Below are 10,895 nucleotides of genomic sequence, written 5' to 3'. Positions count from 1 at the left end.
CGCATTACTCACTTGCAAGAGGAGGCGATACACCATGTCTTGCCCATTAAACGAGAAGAGCGGATATATCCGAGAGCAATAAAACCAAAGGCAAAGAAATACCCCAATAAAAAGAAAGCCAGTCAGCTTAACTGACTGGCATTAGGCATCGTGCCTGCTTTTTTGGTTTATTGAAGCGTTAGTCATTCAAATTAGGATTAACGCGGACAATATCCTCTTGCCCTTGTTGGAATTGCTTCTTCAGTTCCGCTTTAGACTTAAAGCTAATCTCTCCACCTTTGGCAACCGTCATGTGCTGAGCTTCAGAATTGTGTTTAGATTGATACAACATCACAGCCTGCATACAAGAATCTCGCTGCTGTTGAGAAATTGGGGTACCCTCAGGCCACTTACCTGTTTCTACAGCAAAAAGTAGACGCTCATATGCCTCTGGTGTGATGGCGTTAATTAACTGCTCTGCGTCCATGGTCTATCCTATAATCAATCATGATAGACGAACATTAACTGGCTGGGAGCTTGAGTCAAGGCAACTGCTAATAATAAGCGTAACGGATCACAAGCAATAATAATATGAAACTAACGAATGTCCTCACTTTACTGAGCGTCAGTATTGCGCTCACTGGTTGTTTTGAAGGAAACAAGAATACTGAACAACTTTGTAATGATAATCCAGAGCTTCAATGCCAACGACTTAATGTCGGAGACGGTCAGTGTCGAGTGCCACGGACAGATCTAATATGGCATCGCTTCGAAGTGCTGAAAAACCCGAACGACGATAACTACATCAAAGAGTACGCACTACTTTCAACCTACAAGAAGTGCCTCGAACTTGCTTCTCAAATTCAACCCATTGATCAGTCAGGACTCAAACAACGTCGCTTTGATGCATTAATTAACTCAGGCCAAGACTTAGAGGCCATTGTCTCCCGACTAGAAAAATCCAATGCCCCTCAATCTCTCTATTTTTTATGGAGTCAAACCGGCAGCGACCCTGCTCGTCGAGCGTTTTTGCAGTTAGAAGGGACACCGTCTCTCGAAACGGCTGAGATGCAGTATGCTTTGGCAACATTCTATACCAGCAGAGATCAAGCTAAAACTCGACAACTTCTCGTTCATGCACTAGAACTCACTAAGCGCGGCAAAGTTAACACTGAAATATTCAAATCCTTGGCGAGCACCACCTATCGACTCGGCAATAAAGAAGAGGCGTATATTTGGACTATGGTAGCGCAACGCTTCAACGTACCAATTGCTTCGGAAAGTGAGCTGCAATTGCTATACGGTTTTGATAGCAGTACTTATAGCCAGTTAGATGATATTGCAGAGAAGATAGAGGAGATGGTGAACAACGGGACATTTAACGCATCAATCGTCCCTAGGTTTAAGTAGCCATAAACCATTAATTGAAAGGATAAAACAAATAGCGGTGATTAAATCACCGCTATTTTTATGAATTGTTGAAAATTAACGACACAGAGTTCACACAGAATCTCTCACCTGTCGTCTTGGGTCCATCAGGAAAAACGTGACCCAGATGGCTATCACACGCTGCACATCTAATCTCAATTCTCACCATTCCGTGACTGAGATCTTCTAAATAGCGAATAGCCTCACTATTGATAGGGGCATCAAAACTAGGCCAACCACACCCCGAATCATACTTGTTGTCTGAGGTGAATAGTGGTGCTTGGCAGCACGTACAAGAGTAAACTCCGGTTTGTTTGCTATGCAGTAACTTACCGGAAAACGGTGCTTCTGTACCTTGCTCCCTACAGATACGATATTGCTCATCAGACAACATCTCACGCCAGTATTCATCAGGCTTCACAACCTTTTCTACCTTATGTTTCACGGGCTTAAATCTCCACATTCTCATTTTTTATTCTGACTTTTTTCGCGAAAAACTTGCGAATAATAACCTTTGTAGCACATACTTTGAGACCATGACAGGATGGTTAAACTTTCAGCACAGCTGTCAACATCTGAACTATTTTACGTCAACTGGTTAGGGAAAAAACCAGTAATCCGTTCAAAACATGACCATTTGCGACTAATTGTGAAAAAAAGCGACGCTTTTTTTTGACTTTAAACAAGTTAAGTCCGATTATCTGTTGCAGATTTTGACTGGATTCTGTAATTTTACTACCAGTTATCTTTAATCAGAAATTAAGTTGTGGAGCAACTATAATGACTATCAAAGTAGGTATTAACGGTTTTGGCCGTATCGGTCGTTTCGTATTCCGTGCAGCACAAGAGCGCGCAGACATCGAAGTAGTAGGTATCAACGACCTTATCGATGTAGATTACATGGCATACATGCTTAAGTACGACTCAACTCACGGCCGTTTCAACGGTACTGTTGAAGTTGAAGGTGGTAACCTAGTCGTTAACGGTAAAACTGTACGTGTTACTGCAGAGCGCAACCCAGAAGACCTAAAATGGGACGAAATCGGTGTTGACGTAGTAGCTGAAGCAACGGGTCTTTTCCTAACAGACGAGACTGCACGTAAGCACATCACTGCTGGTGCGAAGAAAGTTGTTCTAACTGGTCCTTCTAAAGACGCTACTCCAATGTTCGTAATGGGCGTAAACCACGCTACTTACGCTGGTCAAGACATCGTTTCTAACGCTTCTTGTACTACTAACTGTCTAGCGCCTGTTGCTAAAGTTCTTAACGACAAGTTCGGTATCGTATCTGGTCTTATGACTACAGTTCACGCTACTACAGCAACTCAAAAAACTGTAGACGGTCCTTCTGCTAAAGACTGGCGCGGTGGTCGTGGTGCTTCTCAGAACATCATCCCATCTTCAACTGGTGCAGCTAAAGCTGTAGGCGTTGTTCTTCCAGAACTAAACGGCAAACTAACTGGTATGGCTTTCCGCGTACCAACAGCTAACGTTTCTGTAGTTGACCTAACAGTTAACCTAGAGAAAGGCGCATCTTACGAAGCTATCTGTGCAGCAATGAAAGAAGCTTCTGAAGGCGAACTAAAAGGCGTTCTAGGCTACACTGAAGATCAAGTTGTATCTCAAGACTTCATCGGTGAAGTTCAAACTTCAGTATTCGATGCTAAAGCTGGTATCGCTCTAACTGATAACTTCGTTAAAGTTGTATCTTGGTACGACAACGAAATCGGTTACTCAAACAAAGTTCTAGACCTAATCGCTCACATCTCTAAGTAATTTTTACTTAGTCAGCGTTTAGCGAAGAATTTCGTTAAAGAAAAGGCGGCTCTTGAGTCGCCTTTTTAGTATCTGTTGGTTTGGTAATACTATCGAGATTACAGCCCATTGTTCATTGCTGCCGAGTGGACAGTTGAATGTAATTTCTCTCATCAGGGACAATAGAATGAATTTAACTCAACTACCTGCTTTAACCGTTCTTTCTGACAACGTCACTATCGTTGAAAAAGACAAGGTTAAAATCGTTCGCATTATTCATGATAAAGCCACCGCAGGCATAGCACTGCACGGCGGTCATGTCGTTTCGTTTCAACCAGTTGGTCAGCCTGAACTGATCTGGATGAGCGAAGAGGCTATTTTTGATGGTAGCGCAGCACTACGTGGCGGCATTCCTGTTTGCTGGCCTTGGTTTGGCAGAATTGCCGCTCCCGCGCACGGCTTTGCGCGCTCGTCGCAATGGCAACTGATTGAACATCGTGAAAATGAACATGGTGTTATCGTTGAGCTAGGCCTGAGCGATAATGAAGAGACACAAGCAATCTGGCCGTATCAATTTGATGCTCGCCTGATTGTTGAAGTGACGGAACAGCTTAAAGTCACGCTAAAAGTGACCAATACCGACGACAAATCTTGGATGTTCTCTGGCGCGTTACACACTTATCTAAACGTTGGCGACATCGCTCAGGCTCAAACTACAGGTATGGGTTCGGAGTACATAGATAGCTTACAGGCAGGAAAACGATGCCAAGGTGGTGACGTACTCAAACTCACCGACACCATTGATCGTGTTTACACTAAGCCAGGGCAAGAAATTCTGGTTCAAGATCCCGTTCTGAATCGCACCATCAAAGTAGAGAATCAGGGGCATAACTCAGCCGTTCTTTGGAACCCATGGGCAGAAGGCGCAAAATCTATGGCTGACATGACAGACAACGGCTACCAAACCTTCCTGTGTGTTGAGTCTACCCTTCATGCTCAATCTCTTGAGCAAGGAGAATCGCTGCAACCTGGCGAAAATTATGAGTTAGTGACCACCATTTCGGCAAACTAACAGCTTTTGTCGCAGGATAACGTCCTGCGACATTTTCTCTCCTCGAAATCAATTCCTTACTACCTCGTTAAAAGACCCGTCAGGTCACCGCTAGTCTGCCGCCCTGCTTCCTGATAAACTTCGCCCACTCAGTATCGATTAGAGCCAGTTATGTCCTACACCTGCCCATTATGTCACCACCCTCTCTCCCTCAGCGAGCGTACCTATCGCTGTGAGAATAATCATTCTTTTGATCTCGCCAAAGAGGGGTATCTCAACTTGATGCCTGTGCAGCATAAACGCTCGAAAGATCCCGGTGACAATAAAGAGATGATGCAAGCTCGTCGACGCTTTCTCGACAAAGACCATTACCAGCCGATGAAGCAACGAGTCGCAGACTTGATTTCAGATCTGCTGATCAACAGCGAGCATCGCTTACTGGATATTGGTTGTGGAGAAGGCTACTACACAACTGCAATATCTGAGTCACTAAAGCAACAAGATGCGAACTCCGCGACTTATGGCTTAGATATTTCTAAAGTAGCGATTCGTTACGCTGCTAAGCGCTATCCAAACTGTCAGTTTTCGGTAGCTTCAAGCCATAGGCTGCCTTTTGCTGAAGGTAGTTTTGATGCCGTACTCCGCATCTACGCTCCTTGTCATGCTCAAGAACTCAATCGAGTTACGACGGAAAATGGGGTCGTAATCACGGTCACACCTGCCAGTCGTCATCTCTATCAGTTGAGAGAAGAGATCTACCCTGATGTTCGCTTACATAGTGAAGAAACGGAAGCGATCGAAGGTTTCGCTCTAGAGCATCAAGAGACGCTAAGCTACACGATGAAGCTGAGTGATGGGGATGGCTTCGACCTGTTGCAAATGACGCCATTTGCATGGAAAGCCGATGACGCACTTAGAGAAAAATTAAAATCGGCTACACTGTTTGAGTGTGAGGCTGACTTTATGATTCGGGTTTACCGCAAGCAATAAACCAAATCGATAATTATTCTCATTTTTATTGAGTTCATTCACAGTCTCCATTACTATTACCGCTCAAGTTAATGGAGGCTGCTATCATGCTTCGGTATATCGCTGTTTTATTGAGTTTTATTGCCCTTACCGCCTGCTCATCTGCTGACCCTGCTCACGAGTCACAAGATGTCGTCAGTTTCTATGACTACCAACTCTATAGTCCAGACAACGAGCCCATCTCAATCGATTCTCTACCCGACGCGTTAACAAAGGCTAACGTGATACTGGTGGGTGAGTGGCATACACACAGCGCAATTCACCGCTTTCAGACCGACCTCGTCAAACAGCTGTTTCGCACTAGCCCACACTTGACGATCTCCATGGAACAGTTTGCACGCGACAAGCAGTCAGTATTGGATGCATACCTTGATGGTGAAATTGGTGAGCAGACCCTGATCAAAACCGCCAATGGCTGGCCTAACTATGAGAGCGACTACCGAGCACTGGTCGAGTTCGCCAAATCGAATTCACTGGACGTGATTGCATCAAACGCTCCTAAACCTCTCGTGCGCTGTATTGGGCGTCAGGGTATCGGCTATCTAGACAAACTCTCGAATGAAGAGAGACAGCATCTTGCCCGAGAGATCGAGACGGGCTCTAGCCCCTACAAAGAGAAGTTTATGGCATCTATGCATCATGGAAAACCAGAACAATCTGAGCGCCAATATGCAGCGCAAGTCACGTGGGATGAAACAATGGCAGAGTCAATCAGTGATTACTTAAAGCAGAATCCTCGTCATCAAATCATCCATATCGCAGGAAAGTTTCACACTGAGCAAGGTCTAGGAATCGAAGCCTCTTTACTGCGAAGAATGCCTAGCCTCAACATCGTCGTCATCACACCGACAAGCTCGCCAACTATCGAGCCTGATAATCATCGTGATTTTCGCCTGCACGTACTGGCGCCTCCGACGCGTTACATAAAAGCAGAAAACCGCCTCGCGGCCTTCCAGCACTTAGCAACACGAAATGATCAGCTAATCTGTAAATAGGCACTGCTCTTGCTTGATAACAATGCCCCCGTTACGCTTTGTTAAAAAATATTAACGACGTGATAACTGGGCACGGTTTATGCTTGGTCTTTTTTCATACAAATCTCGCATATTTTGCACAAGTTTTTCATCAAGCAGCCGATATATTGTCTGAGGATGATGTAAGGAGATCATTATGACCCCAGTAGGAATGGAGCCAGCTAAGCTGTCCCCAACCCAGCAGGTAAAACCTCAAGCCAATGCAGTTAGTACAACCACCAACCCTGCTCCACTTAAAGTAGAGCAGAATAAAGTAACCCTTTCCGAGGAAGGTAAGGCACTTCTAGCTGCACTACAGGAAATTGAGAAAGAAGGCGTACAAGCGAAGAATGAGAACAAAACTGTCGGTGACAAAGTTGAGTCGTTCGCACACGGCGCGTTAGGCATGGATCATCCAGATAAGATCAAAGAAGAGGAAGACGGTTCTTATTCTGCGGGGCAATATCTTTCCGCAGCGGCAACCGTAGGCGGAATCCTACTGGCTATCCTTTAACTTTGGCCAGTAGAGAGAGACCTTGTTATTACAAGGCATTGGCTGTTGCCAATCGATATACGGCCAACCTGCCCCGCTTATTTGCTACAGCGCTAACTCCCCTTAGGACAAAGCCCACCTGCAAGTAGGCTAGTTTCTTGTCGCCGTCGCGACTTATGCGCCCTCTGTCTATTCTTGATCTAGCTGGGTTTGCTTGACCATGTGCAAATGAACGTCTTGCTGTGGGAATGGAATAGAAATGCCTTCTTTGTCAAAACGCAGTTTGACTTCTTTAGTGACATCCCAATAAACATCCCAGTAATCGTCTGTTTTGACCCATGGACGAACAATAAAGTCCACGGAAGAGGTATTCAGGCAATGGACTCGAATATTCGGTTCTGGAGTACGTAAAACTGAAGGATGAGAAGTAACAATTTCAGTTAACACTCGCTCAGCTTTGAGTAAATCGTCACCATAGCCAATCCCGAATACCATGTCGACACGACGCAGACGTTCATGAGTAACGTTTTTAATCACGTCTCCCCAGATTTTGCCATTCGGAATGATAATAATCTGGTTGTCAAAGGTCTTAATCGTCGTATTCACTAAACTCATATGGCTCACCTTACCATCAACACCTCCAGCGAAAACGAAGTCACCGACATCAAATGGACGATAGATAAGCAGCATCATACCCGCCGCAAAATTCGACAGGGTATCTTGTAATGCAAAACCAATGATGACACCCGCAATACCGAAACCTGTCAGCACCGGTGCTAAGTTTAACCCGATCTGGGAAAGCGAAACCAAAATCCCTATCACCCAGACAATATTGCCTGACATGCCGACAAAAAATTCCTGCATCAGTTGTGATAATTTAAGGTTCTTTGATACGACCGTTTTACTCACCACTTTGCGCGTCAACTTCGCCACCATACTGGTCGCAAGCAACAGCAGAGCGAAAACGAACAGTTGGAACAAGTGCTGAGGTGCATTATGTGCGAGCCAATCCCAAATGTTAGTCGACCAATGAGAAATGATCGAAATTAGTACCTGCCCATCAAACAAGTCCTGAGTGATACTGCCAGTCACTTCAAACATCAAACGTTTATACTCGGACGTATCAATACCAAGTTGGTCAGCGATGGAAATCAGTGAATTTAGGCTTTCAACCGCAATCGACATACGCTGCTTAAGCACTAGCTGAGACAGCTGTAAGGACGACTTTTCAGATTCCGGACTAGCCGATAACTGTTTGCCCACAACATTGACTTGCTGATTGAAATACTCCACAGACGCTGACATAAGGCGCAATCTCTTGCTCACTAAGTCGCGAAAATTTTCCGTTGCAGCTGTTTCATCCACCCCGAGCTTGGTCAACCATTCAATGTTCTGCCAGCTAGACTCAATGACGCTGTCAAAGTAGTGCTGTAATTCCTGATAATCATTGAGCAGAGCTAGGCGTTCATCATCTTTGGCACCATTGATCTTTTCATTAAGATCTTTGATTTTGCCTTCTAAATAAACACTGGCACCCTGTGAGTAGTTTTGTTGCATCTCAACTTGAGAAATCAAGGTTTGCTTTGGAAGCGAATCACGTTCAATAGCGCTGGCTAGTGTCGAGCGCAACTCTTCGTTCTTCTGGAATAATTTAAGCTGCAACGCATCCTTATCTTGCCCAGTACTGGTCAATAGAGCATCGGATAACTCTTTCAAATCTAAATTAATTTTTTCTAAGGTTTGCTCAGCTTTAGACGGTGGCTCTGCCGAGGCTCGCACGGAATAACTGGTGAATGCACTCACTACAACCATTAGTCCCAAAAGGGAACACAACCAAATTCGACTAGATAAATGCTTCATTAGTCCCTCAACCATTAAGCCTTTGTTTCTTTTATAAATAGGTCTTAAGTGTACACCACAGGCAAGTAAACACGGCCTATTAATCGTCAATACATTGCAAATAGTAAATGACAATTATCAAGGCACGATCAATTACCTCTCAAATACCATCGACGATTTACAACAACGCTCCTTGAAGGCTAAGTACGAGTTAGCCGAAACGTTAGGCAAACCCTACTCGCCCACTAATCAAGCTTATCTTGCCCGCTTAAAACAAGAGATATCGATAAACGAACAATTAGTGCACAATCATCATCAGGTCAGGCACGAATTGACCGCGACTCTAAACAACCCTGAGCGGTATCCGCTCAGTTTACTGCTGATGTCTAATCAATCCTTACCTGAAGAAGTTAAGAAGCAGATATTATGAAAAAAAACACAAAGCGTTCGATTGTCTTGGTTTGTTTAACGGTGGTTGGCTATTGGTACTATTATGACTCCCAACCCAACATTTGGGGAGATGAGGCTGATGAGCCATATATCACTATTTCAGGTATCAAGCCGCCAGATGCCACCATTGATGCTTGGGCAATATGGGGGGCAAGTGGTCCACAATGTGGGGCAAAAACATGGAGTGCCGACTCCGGCTGGTCAAGTGGTGCAGATGTAAAATGGCATGTGATTTATAACTTCTCCAACGACCCAAACAGGTATGAATTGCGCATTCCTTTCCAGCAATATCAAGACTCGTTTGATTGTGAAGTAACCTTGGGGGATATAACAGTTCAAGCCTATAACGCATTTGATACAGTAGGTTTTGCCCAACTACGTATTTACCAATCAGGTACAAAATATTACAACAAACCGATAGACTTAGATTCTACAATTGAAGCCAAAGATTGTCGTACTCGATATTACGAATATTTAAAAGAGTGGTCATCTGGCTTAGCATGCAGTTTTTATACAAATGGAGAAATAAGGGATAAACAAGCGGATTTAGTCGTTTTCAATGCTTACAGTGTCTAGCGACACCGTGATTCACTACGATATTTTAGCTGGTAAAGAGTATCGTAGTACCCCGTTAGATCCAGAGACTGGCAAGTGACTCGGTTAACTAAGCGACAATTCATAGAGAGGAGTTTCGCATTGGTTCTGGTTTCAGTGAGCGCACTATCTGGATTGTACTCGATACTGATTTTCAGGCATGCCTTGTCCTGTCAGCTTGTTCAGCACTGTGATGATAGCGAGCGCTTATGGTAGCCATAGCGCTTTTCCACTTCTTGTTGGAGCCGGAGAGCTTCTGGCAACCTACCGCTAAGTTACGAGGATGCCCTTGTTCTCAGAAGACTGCTTCCAGTTATTTGTTTTGTAACGAGGTTTCGACATTCAAACTGGGTAAAGCACTGAAAGAAGCCGTTAACACTTAATACAAAACCGTTCAATCAACCAAGCGGCTAAATAACAATGACATTTGGTCGCTTTGTTGATTGTTGGGAGTAATAAAAACGATTGATACAAAACGCTTTTCGACAAACCGCCCATTTTTTATTGTCTCCATTTTTGGCTTTCTCTTCGGCGTGTTGCCAATACTCTGCCGCAGCACTCCATTGCTTTTGCCTTTCAAATAGAGCTGCCTGCTGTGAAAGTTCGTTGTAAGACAGTTGTGTCAATGTATCTAGCTGCATTTTTCACCTATAAAAGAGTATGAACTTTCGACATCAAAACAATCATTAAGCTTACTTTATTTGGTTGGTCCAAAAACGGCCTCGCTTTGTTTCAGGTTTTGAGGGAGGAGGAGTCTCAAAACGTCTGATGTTATCAATGATTGTGATTAATGAGTGCATTTCAGGACGCTTGTACGTTTTGTTCTTTCCGCTTTTAACATCCCGGATCGTAAGATGGTATTGTCCATCGTAGTAGGAAATTACAAATCCTTTGTATCGAAACTGCTGTTTGCCCATTGTTACCTCCTGAACATATAAAATACACGTTCCTACAACAATGTTAAGCAGATATTTCTTATATTAACGTCAGAATTTATACTTAAATCATTTCTTTACACAACACAATCTGTCACGCAAATCTCCGTCTTAATTAAATCAGGAGCAACCGAGGATACGACTGCTTTGGATAATACTTCCTAACTCTTCAACAGTAAACGTTCACCAGCACCGTGTTGACTAAGTGTTTAGGTAAAAACTCGTGTGTTTAAGATCGAGCACATTTGGGTACGGCTGCTGACGAACAACAGCATTGACTATGCGTGAAAGCGTATCAAGTGACGATATCTTTCGCTTTTTACAAGTTT

At 44.0% G+C, this 10,895-nt stretch carries 12 protein-coding genes and 1 pseudogene; 8 read left to right on the top strand and 5 right to left on the bottom strand.

All coding sequences use genetic code 11. From position 1 onward, the window contains the following. Positions 1-178: 178 nt before the first annotated feature. On the bottom strand, positions 179-466 hold the full coding sequence (locus QTN95_RS18995) for a YeaC family protein (RefSeq protein ID WP_331418590.1): 288 nt from the start codon (positions 464-466) through the stop codon (positions 179-181). A 104-nt stretch (positions 467-570) separates the two neighbouring features. Between QTN95_RS18995 and QTN95_RS18990 the strand changes: the two genes are divergently transcribed. Next, a complete protein-coding gene (locus QTN95_RS18990) occupies positions 571-1,389 on the top strand; it encodes a DUF2989 domain-containing protein (RefSeq protein WP_331418589.1) in 819 nt (272 codons plus the stop codon). A 58-nt stretch (positions 1,390-1,447) separates the two neighbouring features. On the opposite strand, the gene msrB is transcribed toward QTN95_RS18990, so the two are convergent. Then, positions 1,448-1,876 (bottom strand): peptide-methionine (R)-S-oxide reductase MsrB, encoded by a 429-nt coding sequence (gene msrB, locus QTN95_RS18985; RefSeq protein ID WP_443088879.1) that lies wholly within the window; start codon positions 1,874-1,876, stop codon positions 1,448-1,450. Between the two features lie 311 nt (positions 1,877-2,187). On the opposite strand from msrB, the gene gap reads away from it, so the two are divergent. The 5 genes from gap to QTN95_RS18960 all read left to right on the top strand — a co-directional run bounded on the left by gap (position 2,188) and on the right by QTN95_RS18960 (position 6,769). Then, the gene (gene gap, locus QTN95_RS18980) at positions 2,188-3,183 is read left to right on the top strand and encodes a type I glyceraldehyde-3-phosphate dehydrogenase (protein WP_138972391.1); all 996 of its coding nucleotides are present in this window, start codon (positions 2,188-2,190) and stop codon (positions 3,181-3,183) included. Between the two features lie 166 nt (positions 3,184-3,349). Next, complete coding sequence (locus QTN95_RS18975; RefSeq protein ID WP_331418587.1) at positions 3,350-4,234, top strand: D-hexose-6-phosphate mutarotase; 885 nt, start codon at positions 3,350-3,352, stop codon at positions 4,232-4,234. A 150-nt stretch (positions 4,235-4,384) separates the two neighbouring features. Next, the gene (rlmA, locus tag QTN95_RS18970) at positions 4,385-5,203 is read left to right on the top strand and encodes a 23S rRNA (guanine(745)-N(1))-methyltransferase (protein WP_331418586.1); all 819 of its coding nucleotides are present in this window, start codon (positions 4,385-4,387) and stop codon (positions 5,201-5,203) included. Between the two features lie 86 nt (positions 5,204-5,289). After that, the gene (locus tag QTN95_RS18965; RefSeq protein WP_331418585.1) at positions 5,290-6,237 is read left to right on the top strand and encodes a ChaN family lipoprotein; all 948 of its coding nucleotides are present in this window, start codon (positions 5,290-5,292) and stop codon (positions 6,235-6,237) included. 175 nt (positions 6,238-6,412) lie between these two features. Continuing rightward, on the top strand, positions 6,413-6,769 hold the full coding sequence (locus tag QTN95_RS18960) for a hypothetical protein (RefSeq protein WP_331418584.1): 357 nt from the start codon (positions 6,413-6,415) through the stop codon (positions 6,767-6,769). Positions 6,770-6,937: 168 nt separating this feature from the next. Here QTN95_RS18960 and QTN95_RS18955 read toward each other — a convergent pair whose 3' ends face one another. Then, the gene (locus QTN95_RS18955) at positions 6,938-8,608 is read right to left on the bottom strand and encodes a mechanosensitive ion channel domain-containing protein (protein ID WP_443088878.1); all 1,671 of its coding nucleotides are present in this window, start codon (positions 8,606-8,608) and stop codon (positions 6,938-6,940) included. 94 nt (positions 8,609-8,702) lie between these two features. On the opposite strand from QTN95_RS18955, the gene QTN95_RS18950 reads away from it, so the two are divergent. Continuing rightward, positions 8,703-9,017, top strand: a complete 315-nt coding sequence (locus QTN95_RS18950) for a hypothetical protein (RefSeq protein WP_331418583.1) — start codon at positions 8,703-8,705, stop codon at positions 9,015-9,017. Further along, positions 9,014-9,613 (top strand): hypothetical protein, encoded by a 600-nt coding sequence (locus tag QTN95_RS18945; protein WP_331418582.1) that lies wholly within the window; start codon positions 9,014-9,016, stop codon positions 9,611-9,613. Before QTN95_RS18950 ends, QTN95_RS18945 begins: the two co-directional genes overlap by 4 nt. 144 nt (positions 9,614-9,757) lie before the next feature. On the opposite strand, the pseudogene QTN95_RS18940 reads toward QTN95_RS18945, so the two are convergent. Together QTN95_RS18940 and QTN95_RS18935 are read right to left on the bottom strand one after the other, a co-directional pair. Next, positions 9,758-9,926, bottom strand: a pseudogene (locus QTN95_RS18940) (IS5/IS1182 family transposase); the annotation flags it as partial. A gap of 115 nt (positions 9,927-10,041) precedes the next feature. Further along, complete coding sequence (locus QTN95_RS18935; RefSeq protein WP_331418581.1) at positions 10,042-10,272, bottom strand: ANR family transcriptional regulator; 231 nt, start codon at positions 10,270-10,272, stop codon at positions 10,042-10,044. Positions 10,273-10,895 lie beyond the last annotated feature (623 nt).

The organism is Vibrio sp. M260112, from assembly GCF_036533775.1.
GTDB lineage: Bacteria > Pseudomonadota > Gammaproteobacteria > Enterobacterales > Vibrionaceae > Vibrio.
The sequence above is the reverse complement of the archived record's forward strand: the minus strand, read 5'-3'. Positions and strand labels throughout refer to the sequence as shown.

What these genes read in the sequence shown, in the direction of transcription:
- QTN95_RS18995 (WP_331418590.1), bottom strand. Translation starts at nt 466, where the DNA reads ATGGACGCAGAGCAGTTAATTAACGCCATCACACCAGAGGCATATGAG.
- QTN95_RS18960 (WP_331418584.1), top strand. Translation starts at nt 6,413, where the DNA reads ATGACCCCAGTAGGAATGGAGCCAGCTAAGCTGTCCCCAACCCAGCAG.
- msrB (WP_443088879.1), bottom strand. Translation starts at nt 1,876, where the DNA reads ATGAGAATGTGGAGATTTAAGCCCGTGAAACATAAGGTAGAAAAGGTT.
- QTN95_RS18975 (WP_331418587.1), top strand. Translation starts at nt 3,350, where the DNA reads ATGAATTTAACTCAACTACCTGCTTTAACCGTTCTTTCTGACAACGTC.
- QTN95_RS18965 (WP_331418585.1), top strand. Translation starts at nt 5,290, where the DNA reads ATGCTTCGGTATATCGCTGTTTTATTGAGTTTTATTGCCCTTACCGCC.
- QTN95_RS18945 (WP_331418582.1), top strand. Translation starts at nt 9,014, where the DNA reads ATGAAAAAAAACACAAAGCGTTCGATTGTCTTGGTTTGTTTAACGGTG.
- QTN95_RS18955 (WP_443088878.1), bottom strand. Translation starts at nt 8,608, where the DNA reads ATGAAGCATTTATCTAGTCGAATTTGGTTGTGTTCCCTTTTGGGACTA.
- QTN95_RS18935 (WP_331418581.1), bottom strand. Translation starts at nt 10,272, where the DNA reads ATGCAGCTAGATACATTGACACAACTGTCTTACAACGAACTTTCACAG.
- gap (WP_138972391.1), top strand. Translation starts at nt 2,188, where the DNA reads ATGACTATCAAAGTAGGTATTAACGGTTTTGGCCGTATCGGTCGTTTC.
- rlmA (WP_331418586.1), top strand. Translation starts at nt 4,385, where the DNA reads ATGTCCTACACCTGCCCATTATGTCACCACCCTCTCTCCCTCAGCGAG.
- QTN95_RS18990 (WP_331418589.1), top strand. Translation starts at nt 571, where the DNA reads ATGAAACTAACGAATGTCCTCACTTTACTGAGCGTCAGTATTGCGCTC.